Here is a 16142-nt window from a genome sequence, read left to right as displayed (position 1 = left end):
GCATATTCTACTATTTTACTCTCTACTATTAAGCAATCCTTCCAGATATTTGGCATATCCACACCACAGATCTACATCTTCTCGGAGTTCTCTGATATATATTTCCTGATCTAGCACATCCGATAATGCATTATTGTATTTCTCTAAGAGCTGTTCATATGCTAGATTATTCATCTCTACCAAACGTAATAATCGCTTTGAATAAATCTCCGTCTGTAACAATCTCAAATCTTCCACCTTGAAGTTCAACCAAACTCTTCACAATTGCAAGACCAAGTCCTGCACCTTCTGAATTTCTTGATTTATCACCTCGTACAAATCGCTCTGTAATCTCGCTTATATCAAAGTCAAGTTCTTCTTTTGACATATTCTTTACTTCGATTTGTGTTATTGATTCACTTACGATAACATCAACGTAAGCTTTTCGATTTGGCATCGCATACTTAATTATATTTACAAATAAGTTTTCAAATACTCGATAGCTCTTCTGTCCATCTAATTCTAGCATTACCTTTTCTTCATTAGAACGAATGTTAATTTCAATTCCTGCTTCTTCTAACTTCTCAGCTAACTCATACTCAACTTGCTTTATCAAGGAAAGAACATCTACGGTTGCTAGTTCCACTTCCATGTTTCCACTGTTTGCTTTGCTGACTTCAAACAAATCTTCAATTAATTGCTTTAATCGTTGTGATTTCTTATCCAATGTTTCAATATATGATTTTCTCTCTTCCTCGTTAATTTCCTCATTCTTGAGTAAATCGATATATGTGATAATTGCTGTTAGTGGTGTTTTTAAATCATGCGATACATTCGTTATTAGTTCCGTCTTCATATTCTGGCTCTTTACTTCTTCTTCAACCGCTTTCTTAAATCCACCTTGAATTTTTGTTAAATTCTCTTTTATTGGCTCAAATACTCCTAAATCTCTTGACTCTGTTACATTCAGATTTCCTTTTGCTAAAGAATCTGTAATAGTAACAATACTGTCATAGTTCTCTCTCAATGCATTCACTCTCTTTTGCAAGAAGAAGAATAGTAAGATTGTATATATCACTAAAACAAAAACTCCAAAAAACCACATAAGACATAGCGCTGTAACAATAATAAAGTTAACCGACAATATCTTAACCAGATATTTGTTTGCTGTGTCGTTAACATCAATTGCTGTTATCTTGCTAATAAAATTCTTAAACTTTCGAATACACCAGCTAATCATACGAATTACAAGTACATTTTCTATACAGTAACGCTTTAATCCTTTTACAAATAACTGCTTTATTGCTAATGTCAAAATGGCTATTGTTCCAAGAATTCCAATCCATAATCCAATATTAAGAATTGGTACAATTTTATCTGTAATTCCTAGTTGCACAAACTCTTTCGCTAAATGCCCTGTATACGTAGCATGAATGATTTGACACATATAGAATATCAGTGTAATATCTGCAATCGCTAAGAACGAGGCTACTTCACATGGCACCTTGGATAACATTCCTGTTCCTAATTTGCAAAGTTTCTTGCTAGACAATACGAATGTCAGTAACATAATGATACCTACTATTCCTGCCAACATAATTAGGAATCCACTATTCTCATAGATTCGAAATGCTCCTTGCTCCTTCCCGCTCATATAATAGATATGATCATATCGTTGCAATTCTTTTGGTACTGCAAAATGAAATGTTACATCATTAATCTGACTTATTAATGCTTTACTACCATAATTGTCTCTAAATCTTTGTCTGAAATAATCAATCTGTTCCGTTACTCCATCTTCATCCATTGCAAAGCCGTCTTTTATCGTAACGTTCCCGTCTTCATCAAAAACGATTGTTACATAGGTATCGTATTCAGCCTTTGTCTTTTCGCTAAATGTCCAATCATACGAAGTAATTTCTTTACCCGATTTGTTATCAATAACTTGGTATTTTAGGTTATGGTTATATTTGACAATTGCATCAGATATATCATCCATCTGACTATTAAATTCATATGCTATCTCTTCAATGGAATATCCTCTATAATCATTATATTCATAGGTATACGATTCTGCTATCGCTGTCGTTTCCTCTACATCTTCTATATAGTCATCTTCACGATCTTCCACTATCTTAACATCACTATCTATTGTAACTTCCTTAGACTTAACACCTAGATAGACTTCCGAAGGTTGCAGTTCCTTACCTGCTCTCTCTTCTGCCACATCGACATAGAGAGAATAGGCATACTCTGATAGACGTCCACTAAACCATTCTTGCTTATATGGATACTTCGTTTCTCGCTCTACTACTTTCTCAAAATAATCATAGGAATTCACGATAACTCCTGCAAATATAATGATTACTGCTGTTAATATTATACTTCCTATTACTTTACTGCTTTTCGATTTTGTATCCAATTCCCCACACCACCTTTAAATATTTCGGTTCCCTTGGGTTTATCTCTATTTTTTCACGAATCTTTCTTATATGAACCATAATGGTATCGGTTGTGATTGCTTTCTCGTTCCACACTCTTTCATATATTTCTTCTGGTGAAAAAACTCTCCCAGGGCTTTTTATTAATAGTTGCACAATCTTAAATTCAAGTGGTGTCAACTTGACGATATTTCCGTCAACTCTTACTTCCACCATATCCTCATCTAACTCAAGTCCTCCGATTGTATATACATTACTTTTCGGAGCTTCCTCCACTACTTTAAGATATTTTGCATATCTTCTTAACTGCGAATTCACTCTCGCCAGTAGGTCCATCGGTACAACTGGTTTTGTCACATAATCATCTGCCCCTATGTTTAGTCCCGTTATCTTATCCATATCTTCCGATTTTGCTGATAACATAATTACTGGGAAATCAAACTTCTCTCTTAGTTTCATTGTCATTGTGATTCCATTCATCTTTGGCATCATGATATCTACAATTGCTAGATGTATTGTTTCTTTCTCAATTACTTCTAATCCTTCTACTCCGTTCGATGCTCCAAATACTTGATACCCTTGATTTCTTAGGTATATACTGATTCCCTCTAATATCTCTTTATCGTCTTCCACCACTAATATCTGATACATGCCTCTTCTCTTGCTCCTTCCATACAACTATCCTTTCTTATATGTTAGTACAGCATGCCTCATTATACAAGAACCTTCCTAAATATAATTGCATGAAACATAGTTTTCTCACCTCCATGGTTTAGATTAATTGACGTACTTGTGTACTATATTTTAGAAGCAAAACTTTTTAGGTTTTCTATGCTTCTTCGCTGCGGTATGATAACACGAAACACGCTACATACCTTAGTGCTTCTACGTGTGTACGAGTAGGTATCGCAGTTTTGCAGAACCGCCTTCGATTCGGCATCCTGCCTCAGCTCAGGCTGGCTCGGCGTCCATGCCTCGCCTTCTTAGGTTATTCATGTACACACTAAGAAGTACTATGGTATTTCGCTATCGTTTCTTAAGAGTGTTCTTTACTCTTTGTTTTCATACCGCAGCGAATAAGCAAGTGTAAGTTACTAAGTTTTGCTTTGCTACTTTGTTGGTACACAAGTACTGTTAATTGGCGAATAAATAACTATTTTTAGGTTTTGTAAGTAACTTTATCTTTTGATATTTGAATCTTAAAAGAGTTTTTTTACTCCTTGCTTCTTACATATGTAATAATAACTAGAAAATCTAAATATGAAATGGTGTGTTTTCTTAAGAAATTCTAAAGAAAATCTATGAATAAGGTGGTTGCAGAACTTTTGCTGAACCCTTACGCATTTATCTGTGATATAATTTACTAAATCAGAAGTTAAAGGAAGGATTGATTTGAAATGATAATTGAATTAAGAGACGATTTAAAAGTTGATGAATATAACAAGTTAAGAAAATCTATCGGTTGGGATGTTAAAGAAGCAAACCTAGTAGAAGATGCAATACAACGTAGTACTATTGTTAAAAAAGCAATGATTCATAATGAAGTTGTTGGTATGGCTAGAGTTATAGGCGATGGAATCTATTATTTGATAGTTGATGTAGTTGTACGTTTAGAATATCAGAAAAATGGTATTGGTAAAAAAATCATAGATGCAATAACATCAGAAGTTGAAAGTCGAACGAAAGAAGGACAAACTAGTAGTATAAATCTAGTATCAATGAATGGTAAAGAAGCCTTTTATGAAAAATGTGGTTTCGAAAAAATACCAATGGGATATACAGGGTACGGCATGATTAAAAGAATTAAAAAAGTTTAATAGAAATCTAGTACAATAGTTGATTTTACCAAATCAGAATTTATATGGAGGTATTACAATTGCCAGTGAAAATTATAGAAAACGGAAAAGTTTTAATAGAAACAGAACGGCTTATAATTAGAGAAATGGTGCAATCCGATTATGAAGCATTGTGTAGAATATTATGTGATGAGGACGTAATGCGTGCTACTTATGAAAGTGCATTCAGCCATGAAGAAGCACAAAGTTGGCTTAACAGACATCTTAAAAGATACGCAGAGTATGGTTTTGGACTTTGGGCTGTTGTATTAAAAGAAGCAAATGTAATGATTGGTCAATGTGGCTTGACTATACAAGGCTGGCGAGAAAGAGAAGTCTTGGAAATAGGATATTTGTTTCAAAAAGCGTATTGGCACAAAGGTTATGCAACAGAAGCAGCAATTGCTTGTAGAGAATACGCTTTCTCGGTTCTTAATGCAAGTAGCGTTTATTCTATTGTTAGAGACACAAATATAGCCTCACAAAATGTTGCTGTTCGAAATGGTATGAAGATTATTGATAAAGATACTAAGAATTTTAGGTCTGTAGATATGGAGTTCTTTCTGTATTCTGTAGAACGAGCAAGTATTGCAATTGATGACGTATTAGATGTAAAAGTAGTTAAACCATTTAGACATGAAACACTTGAAGAACGGGCTGCCGAGTTTAATGGAAAACTAAATTTGGACGGCGAGTATGACTGGGGTGAATCTGTATGAAGAGAAGTTTGGATATAAATTACTAAATCAGAATTGTGGAGGCTTACAATATGAATAATAACGATAATATATATAACATTGATACCGATGTTGAAGCTGTTATAACGAGTTTTAATCAACAAGATATGATTTTAGAAGCTGTTGAATCTTTATGTAATCAAACATTATTACCAAATAGAATTATTATTGTAGATGATGGTTCTACGGATGAATGTTCAATTAATGTTTTAAAAAGTATTGAAAATAATTCTAGTCTACCTATTCCAGTGACTATCCATTATAAAAAAAATGGAGGTGTTTCATCTGCAAGAAATATCGGAATTAAAAAGGCTAAAGCTTCCATCGTTTTAGTTCTTGATGGCGATGATAAACTTGAACCAACTTATATAGAGCATGTAAGCAGATTGCTTCGTGATAATCCCTTGATGGTTGCGGCTTCATCTTGGATGCATACCTTTGGAATTTTAGATGCTATTGTCTGCCCTACTGGTGGGAACTTATTACCATTCCTATCTCGTAATTGTTGTCCAGCAACGCATATTCTTCGACGAGAAGCATTTGAACGATGTGGGGGGTATGATGAAACCATGCGTTCTGGTTTTGAAGATTGGGATTTCTTTTTAAGTATGTTAGAAACTATGCCCGAAGCATATATTGGAATTATTTAAAAGCCATTGATTAATTACCGTACAAATCCTGTTTCAGCTAATGTCAAAAGTATGAATAAACGGCTGGAACTAATGCGTTTCATAATTGAAAAACATATCAATAGTTATCACACGCATATCGCAGAGGCATTATTGGGTATCGAATCAATATCAATTTTGAGGCTAAATGGCTGGGAAGATGAAATCGTTCATTCCATAGCAAACAATAATGAATTGAGTGAGGCATCAAAAAAATTTATACAAAATCCATCGTATGGTGATGGTGGAATGGCTTCTGCTGTTCGTATTGAGTCGTCTCATAATTAGAGGCACAAATATAGCCTCTCAAAATGAGGCTTATATGAAGTAAAGGAGGTATCCATATGGAACGAGTAGCACAGCAATGTAAACAATGTGGGCGAGAAATCTATTTTGATGGAATTTGCATTTCTTGTCGGACAGAAAATGAAAGAAACAGAATATTAGCATTAACACAGGAAGAAATGGATGTATCAATACAACAAATATGCAATGAAATAGAAATAAAAGGTAAGTTAGATGAAGAAAGAGATTTGTTCCAAAAGCTACTTAATTACAGAGATATTGATACACAAAAAATAGCCGAAGTTGCTTTCAAAAATAATCTCTTCTACCCTTGCGAATTATATAAAGATGCTCCCGCTGATGTAATTACAGAGATGATAGAAATGATAATGCAGGACAACTTAAATTCACGCCTTGCAGGTCATCTGCTACTATGTCTTGCCGTTCATGGCGGTGAGACAGTATTCCAGTCGTTTTTAGAGCTGGAAAAGCATCCACGTAATTGGAGAAAAGAACTGTATGTTAGTCCCTCATTTTATGCTACATACGGTGGTTGGTCATACGACAACAGTCACAGATTTATTGAAACAAATTTCAAAAAATGTTATCCCATGGTGAAAGGGACTTTGGATGAGAAAAATTGCAGCCCTGTAAAAATCGGTGTTAAAACAGATGAAAAATGCTCTAAATGTGGTTGCCGAATTGTAAATCTCATGGAGATTGATGGCAGGGATCCCCGCTTGGATTTTCTCGAAATTGACGGTGTTATCAAGGTGAAGTGTTGTCCAAATTGCTTTGAGTATTCGGATGGTGATTTTTGCAGATATAAAATAGATGGCGAAAGTGAACTCATCTCTGGGAATGATTCTTTTATCACTGAAGATTATCTAAAGGATAAGGGAATTGAAGAGCTTGCTTCCAATTCCTATATTCTAGGGGATATCCCTGTTCCACCGAGATATGCTGCCGATTGGGAGGGTGGTTCTTCTATTGGCGGATTCGCATTCTGGATTCAGGATTGTGATATAAAGCTTTGTCCTGATTGTGGAAAACCCATGAAATATCTTGCCCAAATCCAATGGGATACCGTATTAGACGACATGGAAGGCAATGCCTATATTGAAATCTGTAAGAGCTGCCAAGTTATTGGGGTATTACATCAGCAGACATAACTTTACTGACTAAATCAGACATCATAATGAATCATGAAAGAAGGTAAAAAAATGAGTGAAATTAAGTTGATTAAACCATCTATTGAGTATGCACAGAAAATTGAAGCTTATAGAGCAGAGTTTCCTGCTGAACGCGAGAGGGTTACATACGACCCAAGCAGAATCCCAGGTATGGATTATCTTGAAAAGTACGACAATGTACTTGACTGGCTTCAGTTTTGCGAAAATATGTCCGACAAATTAACTTGGTATATGGCGTTTCGTGAAAGTGACAGTAAGATTGTCGGTTTCATTGTTTTTCGTCACAAGCTTGAATACGATGATGACGATATAGAATTTGCCTCAAACTTAGGCTATTCAGTTTGCCCAAGCGAACGTGGAAAAGGGTACGCAAAAGAGCAATTACAGCTTGGCTTACAGAAAGCAAAAGCATTCGGGTTTGATAACGTGCGAATTGTTTGTCGTGATACAAACATTGGAAGCAATAAAACAATTCTCGCCAATGGAGGTGTGTATATTGACACGATTCATGGGGAGGAATCCGGATTGAATGTTAATCGTTACGACCTCCAGACAGATATGAACATTAATTGAAGTATAAGTATAGCATGAAGTCAACAACTTCTAATTTAACAATATCCTACAAAAGCCGTGACTCTAAAACAGTCACGGCTTTTACCTATAATTGTGATTCTACCTTCTCTTTAAGTGCTGCTTTCGAAGTAAAACCAACTACCTTATCTACTACTTCTCCATCTTTGAATACTAACATTGTTGGTACAGATTGGATTCTATATTCGCTTGCTAATTCCATGCTCTCGTCGATATCTACTTTATAAAATCCTGCTCTATCATTTAATTCGCTGCTTACTTCTTCAAACACTGGTGCCAACATCTTGCATGGCCCACACCATGTTGCAAAAAAATCTACGATAGCAACTCCTTCTTTTTTTACCTTTTCATTAAAACTATCTACAGTTAGAATATTTGCCATAATCATTTCCTCCATTAGTGATTTATTTTGTTTATATCTGTATTCTACACTGTATGAAGTTGTATTTCTGTGAGTTTGTCACACTTTCAAACATTCCGCGTTAGCGACCCAAAGAATCATTGAAAAAAACGACGATACCATTTTACACAATTAGTATCGTCGTCTTAATTTTAAATAATTCCACTTATTTTAAGAATAACAAAATAGCAAACAAGTACAGGTTAAGATTCCAACACTCAATCCTTCAACTCATACCATACCGTCTTCCCTTGCTTTAAAGACTCTTTCACATCAATAATCCTCTGATTCGAAGAACCACGGAATGCTAAGGAGATATCCTTCAACTCTTCCTTGAATTGTCCATCAACTAAAACATCGATTAATCCAAGCATCTCATCAGTATACTCACATCTTGCCCGACTTTCACTAAGCAAGTCGTTATCTAATGTATAACCTGTATAACACCAGATATTCTTCTGTGGATATCGCTCTTTTACTTTATATAAGAAAGGCAACAGCACTTCTTGGTTTTGGGGTTCAAACGGTTCTCCTCCAAGAAGAGACAATCCATTGATGAATGATTTACCAAGTGCCTCTAAAATCTCATTCTGTATATCATCATTAAACTCTTTTCCATACGCAAAGTCCCATGTCTCATTATTAAAACACCCTTTGCAGTGATGGGTACAACCCGATACAAACAAAGAAACTCTTACCCCTTCCCCATTCGCAATATCGTATTTTTTTATCTCACCGTAATTCATCTATACCACCATTATTCATCTCTAAATATTCAAGCATCAAAAAGTTACAATGAAATCCTATAAGTGAAGTACCCTCTCATTAATCTCTTGGGTTCTTCCTTGGTTCCAAAACTGTGTTCCAATATATCCACATGTTCTACGAGCAACGTTAAGAGTATCTTGATTGCGATTACCGCATTTTGGGCACTCCCATATTAATTTTCCGCCTTTTTCATTAACAATTTTAATCTCACCATCAAATCCACAATCTTGACAGTAATCACTCTTTGTATTCAACTCTGCATACATAATGTTATCATAGATGAACTTGATAATCTCAAGAACGGCAGGAATATTGTTTTGCATATTTGGAACTTCTACATAACTTACCGCACCACCTGATGATAATGCTTGGAATTTTGATTCAAATTGCAATTTTGAGAATGCATCAATTGGTTCTGTTACATTTACATGATAACTATTTGTAATGTAACTCTTATCGGTGATTCCTTCTACCATACCAAAACGCTTTTGTAGACACTTTGCAAATTTATATGTTGTACTTTCGATTGGTGAACCATATGTGCTGAATGCAATGTTTGTTTCCTCTTTCCATTTATCACATACATCACTCATATGCTGCATCACTTGAAGTGCAAATGGTGTAACTTCCGGATTTGTATGAGACTCTCCTGTCATATATTTTACACATTCGTATAGGCCTGCATATCCTAATGAAATGGTAGAATATCCACCATAAAGTAACTTATCGATTGGTTCTCCCTTTTCAAGGCGAGCAAGTGCTCCGTACTGCCATAGGATTGGTGCTGCATCAGATAATGTTCCTTTTAAACGATTGTGACGACACATAAGTCCACGATAGCATAATGCTAAACGCTCATCAAATATCTTCCAGAACTTGTCCATGTCTCCACCAGATGATAATGCAACATCAACAAGATTGATTGTTACAACACCTTGGTTGAATCGACCATAGAATTTATAATTACCATTCTCGTCTTTCCATGGACTTAATGCACTTCTACAACCCATAACTGGGAAGCAGTTTCCTTCTTTTAGCTCTTTCATCATCTTTTCAGATATATAATCTGGAACCATTCTCTTTGTTGTACATTTTGCAGCTAACTCTGTTAAGTAATAATATGCCGAATCTTCATGCACATTATCTTCTTCCAGAACGTAAATTAATTTTGGAAATGCTGGTGTAACCCAAACTCCTGCTTCATTCTTTACGCCTTGATATCTTTGTTTTAATGTTTCCTCTATAATTAACGAAAGGTCTTTCTTCTCTCTCTCATCTTTTGCTTCGTTTAGATACATAAATACTGTTAAAAATGGTGCTTGTCCATTTGTTGTCATAAGAGTAACTACTTGGTACTGAATTGTTTGAACACCTTTTGTAATCTCTTTACGTAATCTCTTCTCTGTGATCTCATTAATTGACTCTTCTGATGCTTCTACACCTAATTGTTTTAACTCTTCTACTAAATCCTTACGGATACTATCACGAGAGATTTGAACAAATGGTGCTAAATGTGCTAAGCTGATACTTTGTCCACCATATTGGCTACTTGCTACTTGTGCAATAATCTGTGTTGCAATATTACAAGCAGTTGAGAAACTATGTGGTTTTTCAATTAATGTCTCACTAATTACTGTTCCATTTTGAAGCATATCTTCAAGGTTAATCAAATCACAGTTGTGCATATGTTGTGCATAATAATCGGAATCATGAAAATGTATAATACCTTCTTTATCTGCTTCTACAATTTCAGATGGAAGAAGTAATCTTCTTGTTATATCCTTACTAACTTCACCTGCCATGTAATCACGTTGAACACTATTTACAGTTGGGTTCTTATTCGAATTCTCCTGTTTTACTTCTTCATTATTGCATTCAATCAATGAAAGTATTGTGTTATCTGTTGTATTGGCTTTTCGTATAAGAGAACGTCTATAACGATATCTAACATAAGATTTTGCTACATCAAATGCCCCTGTAGACATAATTTGGTTCTCTACCATATCCTGAATCTCTTCTACCGATACCATACGATTCATCTTTCGGCATTTATATTCAACATAATCAGCAATTTCACTGATTTGTTCTTTCGTAAGCATAGTATTTAACGTCACTTCATTTGCCTTAAGTACTGCTGATATAATCTTATTAAGGTCAAATTTTTCCTCTGAACCATTTCGTTTTATAATTTTCATTTCATAATCTCTCCTCAAATTAATGTGCAAAATCTATTATAATCTTAGTGAATGATTTTTTCAATTGTTTCTTAGTATAATTTTTTTATTTTTCACAAGATATAGTGGGTCATTTGTATAAAAAACACATCATAAAGTGGTTAAAACGTTGATTCCTTCACGTTTTTGAGCACAACAAAAAGAGTATACACCGACAAAATGTATACTCTCTTATTAATTTTTAGTACGCCTTTTTTCTTGATAAGAAATCTATGCAACAATTACATATGCAACAACTGCCAGCAATGCTTGTATAATTAAAAATCGCATAACAACTTGTGTATCTGACCAATGGAAATTCTTTCTTACATGGTCATGTATTGGTGTTAATGTATTCTTTAAAATTCGAATCTTCAAGAAACGTAGTAGGAAAACTTTAACTAGTCCTAAACCACCATCAATAATAAATACTCCTGCAAGTAGAATATATATTAATGGATGTTGTGTTTTGATTGCTATAATTGCTATAAAAAATCCAATGGCTCGTGAACCGGCATCTCCCATCAGCATACTACTTGGGGAGGTATTAAAATACAGATACGCTAACAATACTGCAACAAACAAGAAGTTCGCCATTGCATATTTTCCTAATGTTTGACTGAAAATTGTTGCAAATGATATCAGTACAACACACGAAACACTTCCACACAGTCCATCTACTCCATCCGTACAATTTGTTACATTAATTGATACCCAGAACAGAATAATTCCAAGAATCACGTATACTACTTTTGGAAGAATTAGCTCCCAAGTTCCTATGTAAATGGTTGTTGAATTGAAATCAATAAATGTTAGAATTGCTATTACAGATAAAATTAAATCAATCAATCCCTTTTTATACTCATTCCAAGCCGTATCGGAAGCATCATCTAGATATCCACTTAACATAGCTCCAAACAAAAGAATCGCATAGATAATATATTCTCGGTCAATTGGAAGAAACAGAAAACTACATATTAAAAAACATACTACAAACGTTAAGCCAACGCCTCGAATCTTCCCCTTGGATAATGCTCCATTTAATGCATATTCTCGTCCCTTGTCACTTGGTAGGAAAGGCAACGGATGTTTTAATGCTAGAAATGTCATAATAAAAGCTACAACGATACCTATCATAACAATCTGATTTGTATTCAGATAGTTACTCCATATCTTGTACATATTTCTCACCTTCTGCTACATAGCAGTCCTTTCTTGATAGTTAATAGCTATTTTATCCTAAACTTGTGACACCACTCTTTATAGCCTATTCTATAATACTCTATTTTACTATCAATATCTAGCATATATTCGTCCAATTTTTAAAATTATTTCTGTCACAGCCCGTTGTTCTGTGACGGTAACTGCTTTGCGATTGCACAATCACTTAAAATTCTTCTATCATGTGCATCGGAGGTACTTCTAATTCCTCTTCTTTCATTATATTTATCTTGTTCTTATTAATTCCTCTCATAAAAACACAAGCAATTGCCGCTGATATTGCCTCCGCTATTAAAAATGTTGACCACACTAGCCACATATAATCCATAGAGCTTCTCGCCAACAAAGAAAATCCCCATGCTACAGGAAGTACTAACACAAACTGTCTGCAAACCGAAATAACCAATGACTCAATTCCGCTATCCAACGCTTGGAATATTCCTTGAAATGCAATATTTGCTCCTGCAAAGATAAAACTTAAGGATACAATTCGCATTGCTCCTATACATAATTCCTGCGTTTCTCCTGATAATCCAAAAACTGCTGAGAACGGTTGTGCAAAAATTTCTAATGCTAGCAACCCAACTACCATAATTATAAGTGTATATCCCATTCCATATTTAATCCCGTCCTTCACACGAGACTTACTTCTCATTCCATGATTAAATGAAATAATTGGAGTGATTGCATCTCGAAGTCCAAATGCTGCAAACAAAATAAACTGCTGAATCTTATAGTAAAGTCCGTATGCTGTTACTACTGATTCGTCAATCTTTCCGAATATGATATTAAGTCCATATGTCATAACAGACATTAATGCTTGCGCTATAATTGCAGGTAGGCCAATTGCATATATTTTTCCTATAATCGTTACGGAAGGTTTCATGTATTTTATTCCATTTGTAATCTCTTTGTTGTGTTTTACATGGAATGCAAGTGCCAATAGGAAAGAAGCAATCTGCCCTATTATTGTTGCATAAGCAGCACCTTTTACCCCATACTCTTTAAACCCTAGGTAACCATAAATCAAGATTGGGTCTAGTATCATATTGATTACAGCTCCCGCCACTTGCGCTATTGTAGAATATAGCGAACGTCCTGTTGCTTGTAATAGCTTCTCAAAAATCGAGAAAAATACAATACCAAAAGAAGCGATACAGCAAATCTGCAAGTAATCCACTGCCATTGTCAAAATCTGTTCATTTGTTGTTTGTGATGCAACATATGCCCTTACTCCAAAAATTCCAAAGATAACAAAAGCTACGCAAATGATTATTGCTAAAAATATAGCATTTCCTGCTGCCTTACTTGCTTTATCTTTCTTTCCTTCTCCAAGACTCTTTGCTAGAAGTACATTCATGCCGACACCTGTACCAATACTAATTGCTACCATCATCATCTGTATTGGGAATGCTAACGTCAATGCATTCAGTGCAGATTCCCCGTTCCCTTTCATATTCGAAACAAATGCACTATCAACGATATTATATAGTGCCTGTAGCATCATAGATACTATCATCGGTATGCCCATAGATAGCATAAGCTTATTCACTGGCATTGTTGCCATTTTGTTTGTTGATTCTTTTTTACTCATCATTACCTCCATCTATAGAAAATATTCGGAGTCTTTTTATTCGGAAAGCTACCACAACCTCATCAAGTATCTTTTAACACATAAAAAAAGCGCAAACCCATTTTATCTGGATTTACGCTTTTCGCTACTCGATTCGTAGTTATTCTAACAGACTTTTTTAAGAAAAGTCAAATAGTTTTTACTATTAAATTTATTCACCTAATACAATTTTTACAACTTCAAGGGGTTCAACATAGTTACCATCTTTATATACACGCATATTTCCACCAGAAATTTCGTCGATAAGAATTACTTCTCCGTTGTTACGACCAAATTCTAATTTAATATCATAAAGGTCACAGCCATGTTTTGCCAACTCATCTTTTACGATTCCACAAATCTTTTGTGTTTGAGCTTTTAAAGATTCATATTCGTCATGATTTAAGATGTTAAGCATATCTAATGCATCTTTTGATATTGGAGGATCTTCTCTTTGATCATCTTTTAATGTTACTTCTACAAATGAATCTAATTCTTGATTTTCTACTGCATATTGTCCATAGCGACGTAAAAAGCTTCCTACTGCTTTGTATCTACAGATAACTTCAAGACCATTACCAAATGTAGTTGCAGGAAGAACTTCCATTGTGCTATTTTCAATATCTGATTTCACATAATGTGTTTTAATTCCTTGTTCTTGAAGTAATTCAAAGAAATGAGTTGTCAATCTAAGACCGCCTTGTCCCATACCTTCGATAGAAAGTCCTACTGTATTCGCTCCTGGGTCAAATACGCCATCTGTTCCAGTTACATCATCTTTAAATTTTAATAAATAGTTTCCATTCTCTAGTTCATAAACTGTCTTAGTCTTACCTTCATAAACATGTTTCATCGTTCATTACTCCTTTTCTTGAATCTATCTTAGGTAGCACATCCTTAATTTTATAAGGATTCAAGTTAATACTTCCATATTAAAATTCTATCACAGGTTTAATTTATAAATCAACTAGTTTCGCTATCATATTTTGTATATTCATTTATAATTGTGACTTATAAGTTAAGTTTCGTATCATTTAATATGCAATTACCTTATTAATTGAACATAATGTGTCAGCTAGCTAATGTCTCGAATTGAGTAATTGACGATTCCTAATTTAATATTATCCAAGGATTTTTGTATAGATATCATAATCCTCTTGCTTGAAAACATTGAATATCACTTTTTCTATCTGTGTATCTGTCTGCAAAAACTCTTTAACTGTTTCTACTGCAATTCTGGCCGCTGTTTCCTGAGGAAAATGAAATTTTATTTTTTCAATGAACTCACCAAAATTATCGGCAAATCTTTTTCCTCCATATATAAGACCTGCAGCAGTTGATAGTCCTGCTCCTGCTCCAATTAAAACATTCTCAGCTTCTTGAAGCATATCTGCAGCTCGATTTATCTGTTCTTCGTATGGGGACTTTGAAAATATATAATCATTTGCAGGCATTGCTGATAAAAATTGTGTCCACTCCATATCCCTACCTCTTCTCTACTGCCCCAAATGGACATACCGACATACAATTACCACAGTGCAGACAATTTTCTTGCTGAATAACTAATGGTTTTACTGATAAATCAATACATTTTTGCGGACATTTCGAATAACAAATTCTACAACCATGACAGCGTTTTGTGATATAGAATCCAGAGGATTTCATTTTTTAGCATTTGTAGATAGTCTTTTGTCTTCATTTTCTAAAACTCATAAGGTGGATTTCCTGAGAAATCAGCAATTACACCATGTGGATTATCTAGGTAGAATACTTCAAAGATAGGATTATCGGCTGTGTTATATTGCCCCTTTACGATAGGATTTGCCATGCAAGCTTCCTTCACTTCCATGTTATTCTCAAATACTGCTTTGCCATTAAGACGAATCCATGCATATGTGGAATCGGATACACTTATCTCTACCTCTGCGTTACTTTGCATATCCATATATACATCTTTTGTGTTATTTGTGCAGAACCATAACTTTCCGTCTTTTTCGAAACAGAACATAAATGGACGACATTTTGCCTTTCCATCTCTTCCTACTGTTGCCAAATACTGTACTGGGTTTGCATGTAAAAACTCTATTACTTTTGTCATAAATAATCTACCTCCACTTGTTTTTCATTTTTTCGTTGTAATCATTTTTATTACAACTCCAATATATCATCTTCGTGTTGTAATGTCAATAGTTACAACTA

Annotated in this window: 18 protein-coding genes; 6 read left to right on the top strand and 12 right to left on the bottom strand. The window is 34.6% G+C overall.

Features of this window, described 5'->3' with window-relative positions; all coding sequences use genetic code 11:
• Window positions 1-15 precede the first annotated feature (15 nt).
• Genes RMR19_RS00425 through RMR19_RS00415 form a run of 3 tightly spaced genes read right to left on the bottom strand, consistent with a single transcriptional unit; the run spans window position 16 to window position 3071 of the window.
• Window positions 16-183, bottom strand: coding sequence for a hypothetical protein (locus RMR19_RS00425; protein ID WP_310601575.1), 168 nt, complete (start codon window positions 181-183; stop codon window positions 16-18).
• The gene (locus tag RMR19_RS00420) at window positions 167-2401 is read right to left on the bottom strand and encodes a sensor histidine kinase (protein ID WP_310601574.1); all 2235 of its coding nucleotides are present in this window, start codon (window positions 2399-2401) and stop codon (window positions 167-169) included. Before RMR19_RS00420 ends, RMR19_RS00425 begins: the two co-directional genes overlap by 17 nt.
• On the bottom strand, window positions 2376-3071 hold the full coding sequence (locus RMR19_RS00415; RefSeq protein ID WP_310601573.1) for a response regulator transcription factor: 696 nt from the start codon (window positions 3069-3071) through the stop codon (window positions 2376-2378). The genes RMR19_RS00420 and RMR19_RS00415 overlap by 26 nt, the downstream gene beginning before the upstream one ends.
• A 746-nt stretch (window positions 3072-3817) precedes the next feature.
• Here RMR19_RS00415 and RMR19_RS00410 point away from each other — a divergent pair.
• The 6 genes from RMR19_RS00410 to RMR19_RS00385 all read left to right on the top strand — a co-directional run bounded on the left by RMR19_RS00410 (window position 3818) and on the right by RMR19_RS00385 (window position 7711).
• A complete protein-coding gene (locus tag RMR19_RS00410; RefSeq protein ID WP_310601572.1) occupies window positions 3818-4237 on the top strand; it encodes a GNAT family N-acetyltransferase in 420 nt (139 codons plus the stop codon).
• A gap of 65 nt (window positions 4238-4302) precedes the next feature.
• A complete protein-coding gene (locus RMR19_RS00405; protein ID WP_331654582.1) occupies window positions 4303-4974 on the top strand; it encodes a GNAT family N-acetyltransferase in 672 nt (223 codons plus the stop codon).
• A 50-nt stretch (window positions 4975-5024) separates the two neighbouring features.
• Window positions 5025-5642, top strand: a complete 618-nt coding sequence (locus tag RMR19_RS00400) for a glycosyltransferase family A protein (RefSeq protein WP_310601571.1) — start codon at window positions 5025-5027, stop codon at window positions 5640-5642.
• Window positions 5643-5693: 51 nt separating this feature from the next.
• On the top strand, window positions 5694-5948 hold the full coding sequence (locus RMR19_RS00395) for a hypothetical protein (protein ID WP_310601570.1): 255 nt from the start codon (window positions 5694-5696) through the stop codon (window positions 5946-5948).
• A gap of 56 nt (window positions 5949-6004) precedes the next feature.
• Complete coding sequence (locus RMR19_RS00390; protein ID WP_310601569.1) at window positions 6005-7117, top strand: hypothetical protein; 1113 nt, start codon at window positions 6005-6007, stop codon at window positions 7115-7117.
• 51 nt (window positions 7118-7168) lie between these two features.
• Window positions 7169-7711 (top strand): GNAT family N-acetyltransferase, encoded by a 543-nt coding sequence (locus RMR19_RS00385; RefSeq protein WP_310601568.1) that lies wholly within the window; start codon window positions 7169-7171, stop codon window positions 7709-7711.
• A gap of 85 nt (window positions 7712-7796) precedes the next feature.
• Here RMR19_RS00385 and trxA read toward each other — a convergent pair whose 3' ends face one another.
• The 9 genes from trxA to RMR19_RS00340 all read right to left on the bottom strand — a co-directional run bounded on the left by trxA (window position 7797) and on the right by RMR19_RS00340 (window position 16041).
• Window positions 7797-8111 (bottom strand): thioredoxin, encoded by a 315-nt coding sequence (trxA, locus tag RMR19_RS00380; protein WP_310601567.1) that lies wholly within the window; start codon window positions 8109-8111, stop codon window positions 7797-7799.
• A 236-nt stretch (window positions 8112-8347) separates the two neighbouring features.
• Window positions 8348-8875, bottom strand: coding sequence for an anaerobic ribonucleoside-triphosphate reductase activating protein (nrdG, locus tag RMR19_RS00375; RefSeq protein ID WP_310601566.1), 528 nt, complete (start codon window positions 8873-8875; stop codon window positions 8348-8350).
• Window positions 8876-8932: 57 nt separating this feature from the next.
• Window positions 8933-11092 (bottom strand): anaerobic ribonucleoside-triphosphate reductase, encoded by a 2160-nt coding sequence (gene nrdD, locus RMR19_RS00370; protein ID WP_310601565.1) that lies wholly within the window; start codon window positions 11090-11092, stop codon window positions 8933-8935.
• 249 nt (window positions 11093-11341) lie between these two features.
• The gene (locus RMR19_RS00365; RefSeq protein WP_310601564.1) at window positions 11342-12292 is read right to left on the bottom strand and encodes a phospho-N-acetylmuramoyl-pentapeptide-transferase; all 951 of its coding nucleotides are present in this window, start codon (window positions 12290-12292) and stop codon (window positions 11342-11344) included.
• A gap of 205 nt (window positions 12293-12497) precedes the next feature.
• Window positions 12498-13925, bottom strand: coding sequence for an MATE family efflux transporter (locus RMR19_RS00360; RefSeq protein ID WP_310601563.1), 1428 nt, complete (start codon window positions 13923-13925; stop codon window positions 12498-12500).
• Window positions 13926-14115: 190 nt separating this feature from the next.
• Window positions 14116-14796 carry a phosphoribosylaminoimidazolesuccinocarboxamide synthase gene (locus RMR19_RS00355; RefSeq protein WP_310601562.1) on the bottom strand — a complete coding sequence of 227 codons (681 nt, stop codon included), beginning with the start codon at window positions 14794-14796 and terminating at the stop codon, window positions 14116-14118.
• Between the two features lie 268 nt (window positions 14797-15064).
• Window positions 15065-15424, bottom strand: coding sequence for a hypothetical protein (locus tag RMR19_RS00350; protein ID WP_310601561.1), 360 nt, complete (start codon window positions 15422-15424; stop codon window positions 15065-15067).
• A gap of 4 nt (window positions 15425-15428) precedes the next feature.
• Entirely contained in the window at window positions 15429-15608 is a 180-nt protein-coding gene (locus tag RMR19_RS21955; RefSeq protein WP_310601560.1) for a DUF362 domain-containing protein, read from the bottom strand.
• A 37-nt stretch (window positions 15609-15645) separates the two neighbouring features.
• A complete protein-coding gene (locus RMR19_RS00340) occupies window positions 15646-16041 on the bottom strand; it encodes a pyridoxamine 5'-phosphate oxidase family protein (RefSeq protein WP_310601559.1) in 396 nt (131 codons plus the stop codon).
• Window positions 16042-16142: the final 101 nt, after the last annotated feature.

Source organism: Anaerosporobacter sp., from assembly GCF_031551385.1.
GTDB lineage: Bacteria > Bacillota > Clostridia > Lachnospirales > Lachnospiraceae > Anaerosporobacter.
The sequence above is the reverse complement of the archived record's forward strand: the minus strand, read 5'-3'. Positions and strand labels throughout refer to the sequence as shown.